Origin of the sequence: Streptomyces sp. NPDC086766, assembly GCF_044746005.1 — a bacterium.
Taxonomy (GTDB): Bacteria; Actinomycetota; Actinomycetes; order Streptomycetales; family Streptomycetaceae; genus Streptomyces.
Genome location: NZ_JBIVBI010000005.1, coordinates 81,119 through 99,965 on the forward strand (window position 1 = coordinate 81,119; position 18,847 = coordinate 99,965).

Below are 18,847 nucleotides of genomic sequence, written 5' to 3' on the forward strand. Positions count from 1 at the left end.
GGTCAGCCCAGTCGCGGGCGCGATCTCATCTGCGCCCGGTCCGCCGCCCGGGCGCCCTCCGTCCAGCCGTCCGCGTCGGTCACCCCGCGCAGGCGGGTGGTGGTCGTCTCCGGGAACAGGCGGTCGAGGCGGTCGGTGACCGCCACGTCCCGGCTCGCCAGCACCGGGAGCAGGTCCTCGGTGACCTGGGTCTCCGCGGCGGCCGCGAGACGGGTGCCTGTGCGGTGGGCGTAGGCGGCGAGGAAGGACTGCCGGAAGGTCTTGGTCCGCTTGCGGCCGCCCGCGCGCTGCGCCGCCTCGGCCCTGGTCATCGCGGTCGTGGCCTGGACGAGCAGCGAGGTGTAGAGGATCTCGACCGCCTCCAGGTCGGCCTCGAAGCCGACGACGGTGGAGAAACCGAAGGGTTCGTTCCACACGGCGCGGCAGTGGTTGGCGGTGGCGACGGCGTCCAGCAGCACGGCCTTGGCCTGCTCGTACGGCGGCTCCACGCCGATACGGCAGGCGCCGGGCGCGTCGGCGGCCTGGGCACGGGACGCGAGCAGCGCCTCGTCGATGCTGTGCCGCGCCATCAGCTCCTGTGCCTTGGCGCTGAGCGCCTCCGCCTCCTCCGGGAAGCCGGTCGCCTCCGCCTTGGCGAGCAGCGCACGGATCCGGGTGAGCATCCGGGAGTCGGTCGCGGGCGCCGGCTCGGCGTCGCCCCGGTTCCCGCGCTCGGATCCGCGACCGGCACCGGCGCCCTGCTCGTCGAGGGCTTCCAGCGTGGGCAGCCGCAGCAGCAGGCGGTACAGCTCCAGGACGGCGGTGGCGTGCGTGAATCGGTCGGTGCGCGCGGGCTCCTCGCGGGTCAGTTCGTCGAGCTGGGCTGCCCAGCGGCGGCCGCGCGGCCGGTCCGCCGGCGCCTGGGCGCGGACGAGCGCCGACAGAAGGCGCAGGTGCACCTCCTCCAAATCCCGCCGCACGATCCGTACGACGTCGGCCGGTTGCCAGCCCCGCCGCCATGCCGCCGCCACGAACTCCCGCCCGCGCAGGGCGAGTTCGGCGTCGGCGGCCGGGTCGGCCGCGAGCAGGGAGGCGCCGAGGTCGAGGGAGTCGTCGGTACCGGCGTAGAGCGCGGCCCGGAAGGCGCGGTCGACGGTGCTGGGATCACTCACGCGTCGATCGTGCCATGAGGCGGCGACACCGCATCCACACCCTGTGGACAACTTTCCGGGGGCCCGCGCCCGCGCGGCCCGCCAGGTGTCAACTCCGGGTTGACGACCCCCCTATGTCAACCTAAGGTTGACACATGACGAACCCCGCCATCAGGTCGTCCATCCGTCTCGACGACCTCATCTCGGCCATCAAGAACTCTCACCAGGAGCCCCTCGAACAGCTCCAGGACGCCGTGATCGCCGGCGAACACCTCGGAGAGGTGGCGGACCACCTCATCGGGCACTTCGTCGACCAGGCCCGGCGCTCGGGCGCCTCCTGGACCGACATCGGCAGGAGCATGGGCGTCACCCGGCAGGCCGCGCAGAAGCGGTTCGTGCCCAAGGAGCCGACGGACCTCGACCCCGGCCAGGGCTTCAGCCGTTACACGCCCCGCGCCCGCAAGGTGGTCATGGCCGCCCACGACCGCGCCCAGGCCGCCAAGAGCGCCGAGGGGCTGCCCGCGCACCTGGTCCTCGGGCTGCTCGCCGAGCGCGAGGGCCTCGCCGCGAAGGCGATCCAGGCGCAGGGCGTCTCCCTGGACGCGGTCCGCGAGGCCGCGACCGCCGCGCTGCCCCCGGCGTCCGCCGACGCTCCCGAGCTGGTCCCCTACGGCCCGGCCGCCAAGAAGGCCCTGGAACTCACCTTCCGCGAGGCCCTGCGCCTCGGCCACAACTACATCGGCACCGAACACATCCTGCTGGCCCTGCTGGAGCTGGAGAACGGCACGGGCCTGCTGAGCGACCTCGGCCTCGACAAGGCCCGCACCGAGGAGTACGTCGCCGCGGTCCTGGCGGAACTGCTGGAGACCCGCACCCAGGAGGAGCAGGGGGAACAGGGCGACCACGGGGGACAGGAGCAGCAACGAGAACAGGGCGATCAAGGGGAACGGGCGGACCACCCGTAGCGACAGACCGCGCGGGAGACACCGGAATTCCACCGGAACCCGCAGGTCACGGCCGTTGTCAGACCCGCCTGCGACACTCGCCGCATGACCGGCCGGTGGGCGCTCGCTCCGACCGAGGACGGCGGCGCCCAGGTCGCCCCCCTCGGTCCGGACGGGCTGCCCGCCGGGCCGGTGCGCCGGGAGCCAGACCTCGCCGCGGCCCTGAGAGGGAGGCCTGACGTCGCGCGGTGGGTGTGGCGGTCCACCGCCGAGGTCTATCCGCGCCTGCTCGCCGCGGGGGTGCGAGTGGAGCGGTGCTACGACATCGAGGACGCCGAGACGCTCCTGCTCGGCCACGAAGGGCGAGGCGGCGAGCCCCGTTCGGCGGCCGCCGCCCTGGCCCGGCTGCGCGGAGGCCCCGTGCCCCCGGATCCGCCGCAGCGGTCTGCCGAACCCGGCGCGCAGTCGGCCCTCTTCGAACCGCAGGGCCCGCGCCTCCCGCTGGAGGACCTGCTCGCGGTCTACGCCGAGCAGCGGCGGCGGCACGACCGGGCCGCCCACCCCGACCGTATGCGCCTGCTGACGGCCGCCGAGTCGGCCGGGATGCTCGTCGCCGCGGAGATGAACCGCGCGGGCCTGCCGTGGCGCGCGGACGTGCACCGCCAGGTGCTGCGCGAACTGCTCGGCGAGCGCTACGCCGGTGGCGGCGAGCCCCGTCGTCTCGCCGAACTCGCCGACGAGGTGTCGGCCGCCTTCGGCCGCCGGGTGCGGCCCGATCTGCCCGCCGACGTCGTGAAGGCCTTCGCCCGGGCCGGTATCAAGGTCGGGTCCACCCGCCGCTGGGAGCTCCGGTCCGTCGACCACCCGGCCGTCGAGCCCCTGCTCGCCTACAAGCGGCTGTACCGGATCTGGGTCGCCCACGGCTGGTCCTGGCTCCAGGACTGGGTGCGGGACGGACGGTTCCGGCCGGAGTTCCTCGCGAGCGGCACGGTCACCGGGCGATGGGTGACCAACGGCGGGGGCGCCCTGCAGATCCCCAAGGTCATCCGGCGTGCCGTGGTCGCGGACCCCGGCTGGCGGCTCGTCGTCGCCGACGCCGACCAGATGGAGCCGCGCGTGCTGGCGGCGATCTCCCGCGATCCCGGTCTGATGGAGGTGGCCGGGCGGGAGACCGACCTCTACCAGTCCGTCTCCGACCGCGCCTTCTCCGGCGACCGCGCCCAGGCCAAACTCGCCGTGCTCGGGGCGGTCTACGGCCAGACCTCCGGCGACGGCCTGAAGAACCTCGCCGCGCTCAGACGCCGCTTCCCCCGGGCGGTGGCGTACGTCGACGAGGCGGCGCGGGCCGGCGAGGAGGGGCGGCTCGTGCGGACCTGGCTGGGCCGCACCTGCCCGCCCGCGGCAGGACGGGACGACGCCGCGGAGGAGGCCGGCATCCCCCTGGCGGAGGACGGGGACACCGCGGGGTCCGCCCACCGGCACCACGGGCACGACCGGCACGACCAGCAGTGGATGCCGGGCTACGCCTCGACCGACTCCCGCGCCCGCGGCCGGTTCGCGCGCAACTTCGTCGTCCAGGGCAGCGCCGCCGACTGGGCCCTGCTGCTGCTCGCCGCACTGCGGCGCACCTGCCGCGACATGGCCGCCGAGCTGGTCTTCTTCCAGCACGACGAGGTGATCGTGCACTGTCCGGCTCAGGAGGCCGACACGGTGGTCGAGGCGATCCGGGACGCGGCGGAGCTGGCGGGGCGGCTGACGTTCGGTGAGACGCCGGTCCGCTTCCCGTTCACGACGGCGGTGGTGGAGTGCTACGCGGACGCCAAGTGAGGGGGCCTTGTGCGGGCGCCCGGTGCGTGCGCCGGATCAGTGCGGCGGGTTGGGGCGGCCGCATGAGCAGGCCGGTCTCGAGCCGCCTCTTCTGCTCCGCTCAAGCCCCCTGACCGGCCGTCCGCCCGGCCGTCCCGTCCGGCGGTCCGGCGAGCAGGGCGCGCAGCTCGGCCGCCACCGCCTTGGCGTCCGTCCCGTCCAGCGCCACGAGGGCCGCGCGCCACTCCTCGTACGCCTCCTCCACGCGCCCCTCCTCCCCCAGCAGCAGTCCGTGCTGGTGCCGGGCGAGTCCGCCCGTGAAGCGGTCGGCGCGGGCGTCGGCGCGACGCAGCAGTTCGGCGCACTCACGGCGGGCGTGCCCGGCGCGGCCGAGCTGCCGCAGCGCGCGGACGAGGCCGAGCCGGGTCTGCGACTCGCCGTGCCAGTCGCCGTGCCCGCCGAGGATGCGCAGGCTCTCCGCGAAGTGCTCGGCCGCGGCGGCCGGTTCGCCGAGGGTGAGGTGGGCGTAGCCGATGTTGCAGTGCGCGGTGTGCTGCACGATGACGGCGCCGATCTCGTCGCCGATGGCGAGGGAGAGCCGGTGCTGTTCGATGGCGGCGCGCGGGTCGGTGTGCTCGTAGAGGTTGCCGAGGTGGCTGTGGGTGACCGCCTCGCCGTAGGGGTCGTTGAGCTGCCGTGAGCACTCCAGGCTCTGCCGGAGGGCCTCGCCGGACTCGGCGTACCGGCCGAGCCCTTCGAGGAGCAGCCCGCGGTTGTTCAGGCTGCGGCGGATGCGCGAGGCGACGCCGAGCCTGCGCCAGATCGCCAGCGACCGGTCGTTGAGGACGAGCGCGTCGCTCTGCCGGCCGGTCAGGAAGCACAGCCCGGCGAGGTCACCGAGGGCGTACGCCTCGGCCGACTCGTCCCGCAGCCGGAGCGCCGCGTCGAGCCCGGCCCGCCCGAGCACCTCCATCTCGGCGACGCGGCCACTGCGCTGGGCGTACGGGAAGAACAGCCGGATCAGGAGCGAGAGATGGGCGACGACACGGTCGCCGCCCTGCGCGGGAAGGTCCTGCCGGGTGGGGGTCCGGCTGTAGCGGTCCGCCAGCGCGACGACGTTCTCCAGTTCCACGTCACCCCAGGCGAAGGCCTCTTCGGGGCTGTTGAACGGCGGGACGGAGCGCACGTCCGCGCGGTGCTCGGGCGGCTGGGCCGCGGTGGGGTGGCGGCGGTCCTCCCGGTCCAGGCCCGGCTCGACGATCGCGACGAGCGCGTGCTCGGCGACGGCGGCGTACCAGCGCAGGGCGGCCTCGGCGACGTCCGCGCCGGTCTGCGCCCCTGTCCTTGTGCCGGTCTCCGCTCCGGTCTTCGCGTCGTTCCCCGGCCCGGCCACCGCGCCGGCTGCTGCTCCGGTCTTCGCGCCGGTCCCTGCCCCGGCCTCCGCGCGGCTCTCCGCTCCGCTCCCTGCCCTGGTACCTGCTCCGCTCCCCGCCCCGGGCTCCGCCCCGGTCCTGGGGCCGCTCCCGCCGCTCTCTCCGGCCTCCGCGAGTTCGCGGGCGAAGTAGCGCACCAGGTCGTGGGGGGCGTACCGGCCGTAGGCCGACTCCTCCAGCAGGGCCACGTCGACGAGGCGGTCGAGGGCGGCCTCGGCGCGGCGCTCGTCGGTGCCGGTGAGGCGGGCGATCAGGGGTGCGCCGTAGGTGGGCAGGTCGAGCGCGCCGATGCGGCGCAGGGCGAGGGCGGCGTCCCGGTCGGTCTCGCGTTCGGAGGCGGCGAGGGCGTCGTGCGCGACGGCAAGCGAGCGGCGCACGCTCAGATCGTCGTACTCCAGATGGTGCAAGCGCTCTTCCGTGGCGGCCAGTTGACCGGCGAGGGCGTCGGGGGTGAGGGCCCGGCGGGCGGCCAGCCGGGCGGCGACGACGCGCAGGGCGAGCGGGAGGCGGCCGGTGAGCGCGACGAGCGGGTGCCCGGCGTCGAGCCCGTGCCGCCCGGAGACCGCGCGCAGCAGCGCTGCGCTGTCCTCGCCGGACAGCGGCGCGAGGGGGAAACGGCGGGCGCCGTCGAGGGCGGTCAGCGGCGAACGGCTGGTGACGAGCACCGCGCACCCGGCGCCCGCCGGCAGCAACGGCCGTACCTGAGCGGCGCTCTCGGCGTCGTCCAGCACGAGCAGCGTGCGCGTCGGCGCCAGCAGGGAGCGCAGCAACGCGGCGGCCGCGTCGGGGTGTTCGGGAATGTGCCGCGGCTCGGCGCCCAGGTCGCGGAGCAGGGCGCGCAGCGCCTGGCGCGGGGTGAGCGGGGTCATGCCGGGGGTGGCGCCGTGCAGGCTGACGTAGAGCTGGCCGTCGGGGAAACGTTCCAGCAGGGTGTGGGCCGCGTGCAGCGCGAGGGCGCTCTTGCCGACGCCGGCCATGCCGCTGATGACGGCGACCGGGCTGCCGTCTCCGTCCGAGGAGCCGGTCAGCACCCGGCGCAGGGCCCGCAGGTCGTCGGCGCGGCCGGTGAAGTGCGCGGGTCGCGGCGGGAGTTGCGCGGGCCGGGGCGGCGGGGGGCCGTCGTGGTCCGGCGCGGGCTCGGCGGAACCGGGGACGGATACGGGCGTCGTCGCGGGGCCCCGGAGGACCTCCAGGTGGGCCTCCCGCACGGCCGGGCCCGGCTCGACGCCGAGTTCCCCGACCAGGCGGGCGCGCAGGTCCCGGTGGACGGCCAGCGCCTCGGCCTGCCGTCCGGTGCGGTGCAGGGCGAGCATCAGCTGACGGTGGTACGCCTCCCGCAGCGGGTGCTCGGCGGCCCGTGCCGCGAGTTCCGGTACGAGACCGGCGAGCCGGGTGCCGCCGAGGGCCAGCTCGGCGTCGTAGCGCCACTCCAGGAGCAGCAGCCGCGTCTCGCCCAGCCGCTGGACGACGGCGTACCCGCCCATGTCGGCGGGCAGCCCGCTCAGCGGCGCGCCCCGCCACAGCGCGAGCGCCGCCGTGCAGGCGCGTACCACCCGCGCCCAGTCCCGGCCGGCGTGTGCGGCGCGCGCCTCGGCGAGCCGTGCCTCGAAGACGTGGAGGTCCAACTCGCCCTGGCCGACCCGGAGCAGGTAGCCGGGCGGCACGGCACGCAGCCGCTCAGGATCGTCGAGGAGGCGGCGCAGCCGGGCCACGTGGTTGTGCAGCGAGGCCTGCGCGGAGGCGGGCGGCGCGCCGCCCCACAGGGCGTCCTTGAGCGCCTCGACGGAGACCACCCGGCCGGCCTCCAGCAGCAGGGCCGCGAGGAGGGCACGGACCTTGGGGCTGCCGATGGGACGGACCGCGGGGAGGGGCAGGTCCTTCGGGACGAACTCCCCGGGGACGACCGGCCGGCCCGGGACCGGGTCGTACAGCACGGGCGGCCCCAGCAGTCCGAAACGCAGCTCGCACCGCATCACGCCGCCCACTGCCTTCCCGCGCGCCCCCACCCGTGCGGCCGGGACCGGCCGCACCGCGCGGCGGGCGCTCGCCGTCCTGGCGGATTTCCGCCCTCCGCACAGCGGTTTCCCGCCGCCTTCCGCCGACCGGCCCGGGCAGTATTCCGCTACGGTTCGGGCCGTCTGCCGGTGCGCCCCGGCGACTTCGAGCCAACTGGCCGACGACCATCGGGGGAACCGATGGCCACATGTTAGCGATCCGTTGGCGTGGCCTGATGTGATCACTGCATCGGATTCGGCCCGACGGTGCGGGCGCACGCGCAACTCGGGGGAGTGTCGCCGCCGGCCGCATCCGGGGACGCGAGGGGTCCCGGTCGTCAGAGGTGAACGATCGGGGCCCTCGTCCGCTTTTCCGGGGGGCCGGGTTTTCCGGGCGCTGGGTTTTCCGGGGGCGGGTCAGATCTTCCGGGGCGCGCCAGATCCCCCGCGGCGGGTCAGACGACCGGCGGCCGCCCCAGCCGGGTGAGCCGCCAGACCGTGCGCCAGCGCATGGGACGCCGCTCACCGGCGGGTTCGCGCACCCCCTCGATGAACCCGCCGCACCAGGCCCGCAGTCCCGCGAGCGAGCGGGTCCGCAGCAGCGTGAGAAGCGTCCAGACCCCCAGATGCACCGGGACGAGCGCGAGCGGCAGCCGCCTGCGGGCCAGCCACACCCGGTTGCGGGCCGTGACCCGGTGGTAGATCGCGTGCCGGGCGGGCGAGGTCTTGGGGTGCCGCAGGAGCAGCTCGGGCGCGTAGAGGATCCTCCATCCGGCGTCGGCGGCCCGCCAGGCCAGGTCGGTCTCCTCGTGCGCGAAGAAGAACTCGGCGGGCCAGTCCCCCGTCTCTGCGAGCATCCTCATGCTCAGGGCGTGCCCGCCGCCGAGGAACCCCGTGACGTATCCGCCGCGCATCGGGTCGGACGCGCCGACGCGAGGCACGTGCCGCCGCTGGGTCTCCCCCTGCTCGTCGGCGATGCGGAACCCCACGATGCCGAGCCGGGGGTCGGCGGCGTACAGGTCCCGTACGCGGCGCAGCACGTCCGCGTCGACCAGCAGCCCGTCGTCGTCCAGCTCCACGACCACGTCGGTGTCGCCGAACTCCCGGAGCCGGGCGAGGGCGACGTTCCGGCCGCCGGGGCAGCCGAGGTTCTCGTCGACGTCGACGGTGGTGACCTCGCCGGGGAGGGAGAGCCGGTGGGCGAACTCGGGCAGCCGGCAGCCGTTGCCGACGATCACGATGCGGGCGGGCGCGAGGTCCTGCTTGGCCACGGACTCCAACAGGGCGTCGACCTCCGCGGGCCGGTTGCCCATGGTCACCACGGCGACGGCGATCCTCGGCTCCACCGGTTCCACCACGGCTCCCTCACTCCCCATCCGGGCGACGACGGCGCCCGTGCTCCCACCGCACGGCGCCCCTCGTTCACCAAGATGTCGCCCCAGCTCCCCGGGTTGTCCGGACACCGACCTGCTTTGCGCCCTCTTTGCGGCGCTTTTCCGCGCGCCGGACGATACCGACCACTAGGGCCACAACGCCGAAGGCCCGGCCGGAACATGTCCGGCCGGGCCTTCGCACCAAGAGCCGCTTTCGGGATTCGAACCCGAGACCTACGCATTACGAGTGCGTTGCTCTGGCCATCTGAGCTAAAGCGGCGCGCCGCCGGGCACCATGGTGCGATCGGCAACGTCGGTAAGTCTACACAGTTTCCGGAGGTGCTTCGTACACGCCCCCGGAGGCCGGGGACCCGGGGCCGGCGCCCCGGATCAGGGGGCTACGAGCAGCGCTTTCCGGCAGCCGGCGGGGTGCCGCGGAGCAGGTAGGTGTTGATCGCGGAGTCGACGCAGGCGCTGCCGCGGCCGTAGGCGGTGTGGCCGTCGCCCTGGTAGGTGAGCAGGCGGGCCGAGGCGAGCTGGCGGGACAGGGAGCGGGCCCACGTGTAGGGGGTCGCCGGGTCGCGGGTGGTGCCGACGACCACGATCGGGGCGGCGCCCCGGGCCTCGATGCGGTGCGGCGCGCCGGTGGCCGCGACCGGCCAGTACCCGCAGTTCAGGGAGGCCCAGGCCAGCCCCTCGCCGAAGACCGGGGACGCCTTCTCGAAGGCGGGCAGCGCCTCCTCGACCTGCGCGGGGCTGGAGAAGGCCGCGGGAAGGTCGAGGCAGTTCACGGCGGCGTTGGCGTACATGAGGTTGGCGTAGTGGCTGTTGGCGTCGCGTTCGTAGTAGCTGTCGGAGAGGAGCAGCAGGCCGGCGCCGTCGTTCTGCTTCATCGCCGAGGTGAGCCCCTCCCGAAGCTGCGGCCACGCCGTCTGGTCGTACATCGCCGCGATCACCCCCGTGGTCGCGAGCGCCTCGCCGAGCAGGCGGCCGCTCGCGTCGCCGGTGGGGACGGGGTGGGCGTCCAGCCTCCGGAAGAACGCCTTCAGCTTCGCGCCGACCTGCTCGGGCGTCGCCCCCGGGCCGCCCAGCGGGCAGTCGGTCTGCCGCACGCAGTCCCTCGCGAACGAGCGGAACGCCGTCTCGAACCCCGCCGTCTGCTCCAGGTTCAGCCGGCGGGCGGACAGGGAGGGGTCCATCGCGCCGTCCAGGACGAGCCGGCCGACCCGGTCCGGGAACAGCCCCGCGTACGTCGCGCCCAGAAAGGTCCCGTACGAGGCCCCGACGTAGTTCAGCTTCCGGTCCCCCAGCACCGACCGCAGGATGTCCATGTCCCGCGCGGTCTCGACGGTGGAGACATGGCGCAGCAGGTTCGGCGCGTGGGCGCCGCAGCCCTCCGCGAACCTCCGGTACGCCCCGACGAGCGCGTCCGTCTCCTTCCGGCTGTCCGGGGTGATGTCGGTCTGGGTGTACGCGTCCATGGCGCGGTCGTCGAGGCACGTGACGGGTTCGCTGCGGGCGACCCCGCGCGGGTCGATCGCCACCATGTCGTAGCGGGCGCGGACCGCGGCCGGGTAGCTGAGGCCGGCGTACTGCTGCAGGTAGCCGACCGCCGAGCCGCCCGGCCCGCCCGGGTTCACCAGCAGCGAGCCCAGCCGCGAGCCCGGGCCCGTCGCCTTCTTGCGGGTGACCGCCAGCCGGACGTCGCCCGCGTCCGGCCGCGCGTAGTCGAGCGGCGCCTTCATCGTGGCGCACTGGAAGCCCGGCACCCCGCAGTCGCGCCAGGTCAGCTTCTGGGCGTAGTACGGCGACAGGGCGGACGGCGTGGAGCGCGGCAGCGCGGCCAGCACCGCCTCCGCGGCGGAGGTGGTGTGCGTGTCCGTGTCCCGGGCGGAACAGGCCGACACGAGCAGCGCGGCGGCCGCGAGCAGTGCGCCGCCCACGCGGACCGGGCGGAGTGCGCGCAGTGCACGGAGTGTGCCGCCGGTACGCGTCGTGCGGGCGGTGGTGCGCGTCATGCGCCCGGTGCGGGCGCTGCCGGCGGTTCGAGGGGTACGGGTCCGGGGAGCCCGGCCGGTCGGACGAAGGGCGCGGCTGAGGTACATCGAACGAGCGTAACCCTCCGCGATCGGGCATGCGCGAAACGTGCGCAGCGTGCCCCGTACGAGTCATGCCGTGCCCCGTACGAGGTACTGCGTGCCCCCTGGGCGGTACGCCGCGCCCCGAACGAGGTACGGCGTGCCGCACACGGTCGTGCCGTGCCCCGCGCACGGCAGGGCTTCGGCGTCCGTCCAGAGCACGGGTGAGCGACGGCGGCGGCGCCGTCGTCAGCCGGAGCGCAGCGCCATCGTCATCGCCTCCACCGCCAGCAGCGGGGCGACATTGCGGTCCAGGGCGTCGCGGCAGGCGGCGATCGCCTCGATGCGGCGCAGGGTGGACTCCGGGGAGCTGGCGCGGGCCAGCCGCTCCAGGGTGTCCTCGACGTCCGCGTTGGCGATCGCGACCCGGGAGCCGAGCTGGAGGGCGAGGACGTCCCGGTAGAGCGCGGTGAGGTCGGTCAGGGCGAGGTCCAGGCTGTCGCGCTGCGTACGGGTGCGCCGGCGCTTCTGCTTGTCCTCCAGGTCCTTCATCACGCCCGCCGTGCCCCGCGGCAGCCGGCCGCCCTGGGCCGCGCCGAGCGCGGCCTTCAGCTCCTCGGTCTCCTTGACGTCCATCTCCTCGGCGAGCGCCTTGGCGTCCTCCGCCGCCGCGTCGACCAGTTCCTGGGCCGCCTTCAGGCAGCCGCCGATGTCGTCCAGACGGAGGGGGAGCTTGAGGACCGTCGCCCGGCGCTCGCGCGCGGCCGGGTCGGTGGCCAGGCGGCGGGCCCGGTCCACGTGGCCCTGCGTGGCGCGGGCGGCGGCGGCCGCCACGACGGGTTCGACGCCCTCCCGGCGCACGAGCATGTCGGCCACCGCGTCCACCGACGGTGTGCTCAGGTTCAGGTGGCGGCAGCGGGAACGGATCGTGGGCAGGACGTCCTCGACCGAGGGGGCGCAGAGCAGCCAGACGGTGCGCGGGGCGGGTTCCTCGACGGCCTTGAGGACCGCGTTGGCGGACTTCTCGTTCAGCCGCTCGGCGTCCTCGACGAGGATGACCTGCCAGCGGCCGTTCGCCGGTGAGGTGAACGACTTGCGGACGGTGTCCCGCATGTCCTCGGCGAGGATCTGGGTGCCGACGGCGGCGACCGTGGTGACGTCGGCGTGCGTGCCGACCAGCGCCGTGTGGCAGCCGTCGCAGAAACCGCAGCCGGGGGCTCCGCCCAGGGCGCGGTCGGGACTCACGCACTGCAGGGCGGCGGCGAAGGACCGCGCGGTCTGGGTGATCCCCGCACCGGGCGGCCCGGTGAACAGCCAGGCGTGGGTCATCTTCGACGCCTCGGGCGGCGGGGCGCCGGTGGCGGCGGCGGTGACCAGGGCGTCGGCGTCCCGGGCGGCGGCGGTCAGTTGCTCGCTGACCCGCTCCTGCCCGACGAGGTCGTCCCACACGCTCATGGGTCACGCCGCCCTTTCGTCACGTTCGGTGGTGTGCAGTCCATTGTGCGGGCAGGCACTGACAACGCGGGCGGCGCCTGCCGCCCGCCCGGTCGTGGGCGGGCGGCAGGCGCCGGTGCGTGTACGGCCGTACGGCCCCGGGGCGGCGACCGACGGCCGCGCGCCGGGCCGTGACGCGGGCTCAGCCTCGGCGGCCCCGGCCGCGGCCACGCCCTCGGCCGCTGTCACGGCCGCCGTCCTTACCGCCGGCCCGTCCGTCGTCGTACTCGCCGGTGTCCCCGTCGTCGCCGCGCGGGCCCAGCAGTTCGTCCGCCAGCGTCGGCAGATCGTCGAGCGGCGTCTGCTCGGCCCAGTCCGGCCGCTGCCGGCCCCGGCGTCCGCCGTCCCGCGCCTCGGCATGCGCCTCGGGGTCGAACTGCGGCAGCTCGCGCGTACGGTCGTCGTCCCGGCGCTCGGACCGGTCGGCGGTCTCCCGCTCGTCCCGGAAGAACCCCGGCGGAACACGGTCCTCCGAACCGTCGCGCCCTGCGACCGGAGGCAGGACCGCGGTCTCGTCCGCCGCGCCCTCCGGCGCCACCGGCGGCAGCACCGCGGTCTCGTCGGCGGCCCCGGCCGGGCTCCCCGGCCGTGCCGGCGGCTGCGGCAGCCTCGCCGTCACCTCGGACGCGGATTCGGGCCTGGCGGAGCGCTCGGTCTCCCAGGACGACCCGCCGTCGACCGCGCCTTCGGCCTCGGCCCGCTCGTCGCGCTCCTCGCCCACCCGCGGCAGCACCGCCGTCTCGTCCACCGGTCCGCCCGAGGCGTTCGTCGGAGTCACCATCGGGGTCGACACGGTCGCCGCGTCCGGCGGGGACGCGGGAGCGGAGCCGGAGGGAGCGGTCGACTTCCGGGGACCCGCCTGCGCGGCGGCGGCCGCGTGCTCCGCCGCCCGCCGGGCCTCCTCGGCCCGCAGCAGGGCCTCCTCGGCCTTGCGCTGCTTGTCCAGGCGCCGCGCCTCGGCCTCGGCCCGCAGCCGGGCCTCCTCCTCGGCCGCCTTGCGCAGGCGCTCCTCCTCCGCCTTGCGCCGCGCCTCCGCCTCGGCCCGTGCCTTCTCCTCCGCGAGGAGACGGGCGCGCTCCTCCTCGGCACGCCGACGCGCTTCCTCCGCCCGCTGCCGTGCCTCCTCGGCCTGCCGTTCGGCCTCGCGCCGCTGCGCCTCCTCCAGCTCGCGCTGCTTGCGCTCCTCCTCCTCGGCGCGCAGCCGGGCGAGCTGCTCCTGGCGCTCGCGCTCCAGGCGCTCCTCCTCCGCCTTGCGGGCGGCCTCCTCCTCCGCCTTGCGGCGGGCCTCCTCCTCGGCCTTCCGGCGCGCCTCCTCCTGGGCCTTCACCTCGGCCTCGGACAGCGGCAGCATCTGGTCCAGGCGGTGCCGTACGACGGTCGTGACGGCCTCCGGCTCCTGGCCCGCGTCCACGACGAGGTAGCGCCCCGGGTCGGCGGCGGCCAGCGTGAGGAAACCGGCGCGCACGCGCGCGTGGAACTCGGCGGGCTCCGACTCCAGGCGGTCGGGAGCCTCCGTGAACCGCTCGCGGGCCGTCTCCGGGGAGACGTCCAGCAGCACCGTCAGATGCGGGACCAGACCGTTCGTCGCCCAGCGGGAGATACGGGCGATCTCCGTCGGGGACAGGTCGCGGCCCGCGCCCTGGTAGGCCACGGACGAGTCGATGTACCGGTCCGAGATGACCACCGCGCCCCGCTCCAGCGCGGGACGGACGACCGTGTCGACGTGCTCGGCGCGGTCCGCCGCGTACAGCAGCGCCTCCGCGCGGTGCGACAGGCCCTGCGACGACACGTCCAGCAGGATCGAGCGCAGCCGCTTGCCCACGGGCGTCGCGCCCGGCTCGCGGGTGAGGACGACCTCGTGGCCCTTGGACCGGATCCACTCGGCGAGCGCCTCGGCCTGGGTCGACTTGCCGGCCCCGTCGCCGCCCTCCAGGGCGATGAAGAAGCCGGAGGACGCGGGCACCGTCTCCGGTTCGTCGCCGCCGCGCAGCGCGTCCAGGAGGTCGTTGCGCAGCGGCACGCCGGAGCGGTCGTCGACCTTGGCCAGGACCAGCGCGGCCACCGGCAGCAGCAGCGCGCCGACCAGCATCAGCGTGAAGGCGGCGCCGCCGTGGGCGAACACGAACCTGCCGTTCTGCAGCCGGTGCGGTCCGATGGCCGCCGCGACCAGCGGGGCGATCACGGCGCCGAGTGCGACGAAGATCCGTACCACCGCGTGCAGGTGCTCCGTCATGCGCGGGCGGCGGTAGTCCTCGGCCTCCTGGTCGAGCAGCGCGTGCCCGGTGTTGGCGGCCACGCCGGCGCCGACCCCGGCCAGCGCCAGGAGCAGCAGCACGGTGGTGACGTCCGGGACGAGACCGGCGGCGAGCAGCGCGATGCCGGTGAAGGCGATCGCCAGCGACAGCATCCGGCGCCGGGACAGCGACACCAGCAGCCTGGGGGCCGTACGGATGCCGACGACGGTCCCGCCGGTCAGGGCGAGCACCGCCAGCCCGTACAGCACCGGGCCGCCGCCGAGGTCCCTGGCGTGCAGCGCGCACACGGCGACCCCGGCGGAGATCGCGCCGGCCACGGCGGCGGACGCGACCACGAGCAGCGGAACGGCCCCCGTGCGGCCCTTGTCGACGCCGGTGCCCGTCTTCGGGCGGCGCAGTCCCTCGAGCGGCGACCGCGCGCGTGGGGTGCGCGTGCCGGGCAGTTCCAGGGCCGTCAGCACCGACAGGGACGCGGCGAACAGCCCGGCCGCGACGTACGAGCCGAGGGCGGCCTGGTGCTGGTCGAACCAGTCGAGTGCGGTGCCCAGCAGGTTGTTGAGCAGGGCCGCGACGACGAGGGCGGCGGCGGCGAGGGGGATCGCCGCGAAGCCGGTCCGCAGCGACAGGCGGCGAAGGGCCTCCATGTGGTCCGGCAGGGGGCGCACCGTGGCGCCCTCGGGCGGCGGGGCGGGCAGCAGCGCGGGCGCCGCGCTCTCGCGGCACACCGCCCAGAAACGCTCGGCGACACCGACGACGAAGGCCGTGGCCAGCAGGAGGACCAGGGCGTTGCCGGGCGTCCAGTCGATCCACAGCGGCGCCACGATCAGCAGCGCGGCCCGCACCCCGTCGGCGCCGACCATGGTCCAGCGCCGGTCGAGCGGCCCCTCCGGAGCGGTGAGGGAGGAGAGCGGGCCGAGCAGGACGGCGCCGAAGAGCAGGGTGGCCAGGATGCGCACCCCGAAGACGCTCGCCACCGCGAACGCCACGCCCCGGTAGCCGCCGCCGAAGGCGTCCTCGGCGATCGCGGCCTGGAGGGCGAGGAGGACCAGGACCAGGAGGGCGAGGGTGTCTCCGACACCCCCCGCCAGCTGGGCGCTCCACAGCCGTTTCAACTGCGGCTGCCGCAGCAGCGCGCGGACGGCGCGCTCGCGGGAATCCGCTACGAGGGCGGCGTCGGGGGCCGGATCATGGCCGGTTGGCTGCTCGGCTCGCGTCATGCTTTCAGCCTATCGGCACGCACCGACAGCCCGTGGTGACGGTCCGAACGCGCGCACGCTCCGTCACCAAAGTGATGCCGAGGTGTTGGTTACGCGAAGCCGTTCCGGGGAACCGCGGCCGCGACCGGCCGCTTCGAGGCCCCCCGCCGCCTCACCGGCACCGCCTCACGGGCGCCGCGGCCGGGCGACACGCGCCCGGCCGCGGGCCGGATCAGTCCTCCGTCGTCTTCGACGCGGCCGCCTTCGAGGCCGCCGTCTTCGCGGCCGTCTTCTTGGCGGTCGTCTTCTTCGCCGTCGTCTTCTTCGCCGCGGTCTTCTTGGCGGCCGTCGACGTCGTCTTCTTCGCCGCCGTCTTCTTGGCGGTCGCCTTCTTCGCGGTCTTCTTCGCCGGGCCCTTCGCCCGCTTCTCGGCGAGCAGCTCGAAGCCGCGCTCGGCCGTGATCGTCTCGACGCTGTCGCCGGAGCGGAGGGTCGCGTTGGTCTCGCCATCCGTGACGTACGGACCGAAGCGGCCGTCCTTGACGACCACGGGCTTGCCGCTGACCGGGTCCTCGCCCAGCTCCTTCAGCGGCGGCTTGGCGGCCGCACGACCCCGCTGCTTGGGCTGGGCGTAGATCGCCAGCGCCTCCTCCAGCGTGATCGTGAAGAGCTGGTCCTCGGACTGCAGCGAGCGCGAGTCCGTGCCCTTCTTCAGGTACGGGCCGTAGCGGCCGTTCTGCGCGGTGATCTCCTGGCCCTCGGCGTCGGTGCCGACGACGCGCGGCAGCGACATGAGCTTCAGCGCGTCCTCGAGCGTCACCGTGTCCACGGACATCGACTTGAAGAGGGAGGCGGTGCGCGGCTTGACCGCGTTCTTGCCCGTCTTCGGGGTGCCCTCGGGGAGGACCTCCGTGACGTACGGGCCGTACCGGCCGTCCTTGGCGATGATCTGGTGGCCGGTCCGCGGGTCCGCGCCCAGCTCGAAGTCGCCGCTCGGCTTGGCGAGCAGCTCCTCAGCGAGCTCGACGGACAGCTCGTCCGGCGCGAGGTCCGCGGGGATGTCCGCGCGCTGGTGCTGCTCGGTGTCCTTCTCGCCGCGCTCGATGTAGGGGCCGTAGCGGCCGACCCGCAGCACGATGTCGTTGCCGACCGGGAACGAGGACACCTCGCGCGCGTCGATCGCGCCCAGGTCGGTCACCAGTTCCTTGAGGCCGCCGAGGTGGTCCCCGTCGCCGTTGCCGGCGTCGGCCGCGCCCCCGACCGGGCCCTCGCCGAAGTAGAAGCGCTTCAGCCACGGCACGGCCTGCGCCTCACCGCGGGCGATGCGGTCGAGGTCGTCCTCCATCTTGGCGGTGAAGTCGTAGTCGACGAGCCGCCCGAAGTGCTTCTCCAGGAGGTTGACCACGGCGAAGGACAGGAAGGACGGCACGAGGGCCGTGCCCTTCTTGAAGACGTACCCGCGGTCGAGGATCGTGCCGATGATCGACGCGTACGTCGACGGGCGGCCGATCTCGCGCTCTTCGAGCTCCTTGACCAGGCTGGCCTCGGTGTAGCGGGCCGGGGGCTTGGTGGCGTGCCCGTCGACCGTGATCTCCTCGGCCGTGAGCGCGTCGCCCTCGGCGACCTGGGGCAGCCGGCGCTCGCGGTCGTCGAGCTCGGCGTTCGGGTCGTCGGCGCCCTCGACGTAGGCCTTCAGGAAGCCGTGGAAGGTGATCGTCTTGCCGGACGCGCTGAACTCGACGTCCCGGCCGTCGGCGGCGGTGCCACCGATCTTCACGGTCACGCTGTTGCCGGTCGCGTCCTTCATCTGGGAGGCGACCGTCCGCTTCCAGATCAGCTCGTACAGCTTGAACTGGTCGCCGCTCAGGCCGGTCTCGGCGGGCGTGCGGAAACGATCACCCGAGGGGCGGATCGCCTCGTGCGCCTCCTGCGCGTTCTTGACCTTCCCGGCGTACGTGCGCGGCTGCGCCGGCAGGTAGTCGGCGCCGTACAGCTGCGTGACCTGGGAACGGGCGGCGGCGACGGCCGTGTCGCTCAGCGTCGTGGAGTCCGTACGCATGTACGTGATGTAGCCGTTCTCGTACAGCTTCTGGGCGACCTGCATGGTCGCCTTGGCGCCGAAGCCCAGCTTGCGGCTGGCCTCCTGCTGCAGCGTCGTCGTACGGAACGGGGCGTACGGCGAGCGGCGGTACGGCTTGGACTCGACGGACCGCACCGAGAACCGCGTGTTCTCCAGGGCGGCGGCCAGGGCGCGGGCGTCGGCCTCGTCGAGGTGGAGCGTGTTCGCGCTCTTCAGCTGCCCCAGCGAGTCGAAGTCGCGGCCCTGCGCGACGCGCCGGCCGTCGACGTTCTGCAGGCGCGCGACCAGGGACGACGGGTCGCTCGGGTCTCCGACGCGACCGGTCGCGAAGGTGCCCGTCAGGTCCCAGTACTCGGCGGAACGGAACGCGATGCGCTCACGCTCCCGCTCGACGACGAGCCGGGTGGCGACGGACTGGACCCGGCCGGCCGACAGGCGCGGCATGACCTTCTTCCACAGGACCGGCGAGACCTCGTAGCCGTAGAGGCGGTCGAGGATGCGGCGGGTCTCCTGGGCGTCGACGAGCCGCTGGTTCAGCTCGCGCGGGTTGCGCACGGCCTGCTGGATCGCGTCCTTGGTGATCTCGTGGAACACCATGCGCTTGACCGGGACCTTGGGCTTGAGCACTTCCTGCAGGTGCCAGGCGATGGCCTCGCCCTCGCGGTCCTCATCGGTGGCGAGGAAGAGTTCGTCGGAGTCGCGCAGCAGATCCTTGAGCTTCTTGACCTGCGCCCTCTTGTCGGCGTTGACGACGTAGATGGGCTGGAAGTCGTGCTCGACGTCCACGCCGAGGCGGCGGACCTCGCCGGTGTACTTCTCGGGAACCTCCGCGGCGCCGTTGGGAAGATCGCGGATGTGCCCGACGCTCGCCTCGACGATGTAGCCGGGGCCGAGGTAGCCCTTGATCGTCTTCGCCTTGGCAGGCGACTCGACGATGACGAGTCGGCGGCCGCCCTGCGCGGTCTCGCTGGTCGGGGACAACTTCGCTCTTCTCTCCGGTCGACGCTGGGGCTCCCCAGGCCTTGGTTTACCTGGGTCGGATCGTGCTGACGCTGCGGAGTGTG

The 18,847-nt window shown here is 74.5% G+C and carries 9 protein-coding genes and 1 tRNA gene; 2 read left to right on the forward strand and 8 right to left on the reverse strand.

What is annotated here, in order from left to right; translation table 11 throughout:
- Window positions 1-2 precede the first annotated feature (2 nt).
- Window positions 3-1,151, reverse strand: coding sequence for a DUF2786 domain-containing protein (locus tag ACIPM1_RS11095; protein WP_402432064.1), 1,149 nt, complete (start codon window positions 1,149-1,151; stop codon window positions 3-5).
- Between the two features lie 134 nt (window positions 1,152-1,285).
- On the opposite strand from ACIPM1_RS11095, the gene ACIPM1_RS11100 reads away from it, so the two are divergent.
- Together ACIPM1_RS11100 and ACIPM1_RS11105 are read left to right on the forward strand one after the other, a co-directional pair.
- On the forward strand, window positions 1,286-2,095 hold the full coding sequence (locus ACIPM1_RS11100; RefSeq protein WP_402432067.1) for a Clp protease N-terminal domain-containing protein: 810 nt from the start codon (window positions 1,286-1,288) through the stop codon (window positions 2,093-2,095).
- A gap of 84 nt (window positions 2,096-2,179) precedes the next feature.
- The gene (locus ACIPM1_RS11105) at window positions 2,180-3,901 is read left to right on the forward strand and encodes a bifunctional 3'-5' exonuclease/DNA polymerase (protein WP_402432070.1); all 1,722 of its coding nucleotides are present in this window, start codon (window positions 2,180-2,182) and stop codon (window positions 3,899-3,901) included.
- Window positions 3,902-4,001: 100 nt separating this feature from the next.
- On the opposite strand, the gene ACIPM1_RS11110 is transcribed toward ACIPM1_RS11105, so the two are convergent.
- The 7 genes from ACIPM1_RS11110 to topA form a co-directional block, all read right to left on the reverse strand.
- Window positions 4,002-7,286 (reverse strand): BTAD domain-containing putative transcriptional regulator, encoded by a 3,285-nt coding sequence (locus ACIPM1_RS11110; RefSeq protein WP_402432929.1) that lies wholly within the window; start codon window positions 7,284-7,286, stop codon window positions 4,002-4,004.
- A 476-nt stretch (window positions 7,287-7,762) separates the two neighbouring features.
- The gene (locus ACIPM1_RS11115) at window positions 7,763-8,683 is read right to left on the reverse strand and encodes a glycosyltransferase family 2 protein (protein ID WP_402432073.1); all 921 of its coding nucleotides are present in this window, start codon (window positions 8,681-8,683) and stop codon (window positions 7,763-7,765) included.
- Window positions 8,684-8,886: 203 nt separating this feature from the next.
- Window positions 8,887-8,960, reverse strand: a tRNA-Thr gene (locus ACIPM1_RS11120).
- A 118-nt stretch (window positions 8,961-9,078) separates the two neighbouring features.
- Window positions 9,079-10,698 carry an alpha/beta hydrolase gene (locus tag ACIPM1_RS11125; protein WP_402432076.1) on the reverse strand — a complete coding sequence of 540 codons (1,620 nt, stop codon included), beginning with the start codon at window positions 10,696-10,698 and terminating at the stop codon, window positions 9,079-9,081.
- Window positions 10,699-11,007: 309 nt separating this feature from the next.
- A complete protein-coding gene (locus ACIPM1_RS11130) occupies window positions 11,008-12,213 on the reverse strand; it encodes a DNA polymerase III subunit delta' (RefSeq protein ID WP_402432079.1) in 1,206 nt (401 codons plus the stop codon).
- Window positions 12,214-12,394: 181 nt separating this feature from the next.
- Window positions 12,395-15,724, reverse strand: coding sequence for a dTMP kinase (tmk, locus tag ACIPM1_RS11135; RefSeq protein ID WP_402432082.1), 3,330 nt, complete (start codon window positions 15,722-15,724; stop codon window positions 12,395-12,397).
- A 211-nt stretch (window positions 15,725-15,935) separates the two neighbouring features.
- Entirely contained in the window at window positions 15,936-18,764 is a 2,829-nt protein-coding gene (topA, locus tag ACIPM1_RS11140; protein ID WP_402432085.1) for a type I DNA topoisomerase, read from the reverse strand.
- Window positions 18,765-18,847 lie beyond the last annotated feature (83 nt).

What these genes read in the sequence shown, in the direction of transcription:
- ACIPM1_RS11100 (WP_402432067.1), top strand. Translation starts at nt 1,286, where the DNA reads ATGACGAACCCCGCCATCAGGTCGTCCATCCGTCTCGACGACCTCATC.
- ACIPM1_RS11105 (WP_402432070.1), top strand. Translation starts at nt 2,180, where the DNA reads ATGACCGGCCGGTGGGCGCTCGCTCCGACCGAGGACGGCGGCGCCCAG.
- ACIPM1_RS11110 (WP_402432929.1), bottom strand. Translation starts at nt 7,286, where the DNA reads ATGCGGTGCGAGCTGCGTTTCGGACTGCTGGGGCCGCCCGTGCTGTAC.
- ACIPM1_RS11115 (WP_402432073.1), bottom strand. Translation starts at nt 8,683, where the DNA reads ATGGGGAGTGAGGGAGCCGTGGTGGAACCGGTGGAGCCGAGGATCGCC.
- ACIPM1_RS11125 (WP_402432076.1), bottom strand. Translation starts at nt 10,698, where the DNA reads ATGACGCGCACCACCGCCCGCACGACGCGTACCGGCGGCACACTCCGT.
- ACIPM1_RS11130 (WP_402432079.1), bottom strand. Translation starts at nt 12,213, where the DNA reads ATGAGCGTGTGGGACGACCTCGTCGGGCAGGAGCGGGTCAGCGAGCAA.
- tmk (WP_402432082.1), bottom strand. Translation starts at nt 15,724, where the DNA reads ATGACGCGAGCCGAGCAGCCAACCGGCCATGATCCGGCCCCCGACGCC.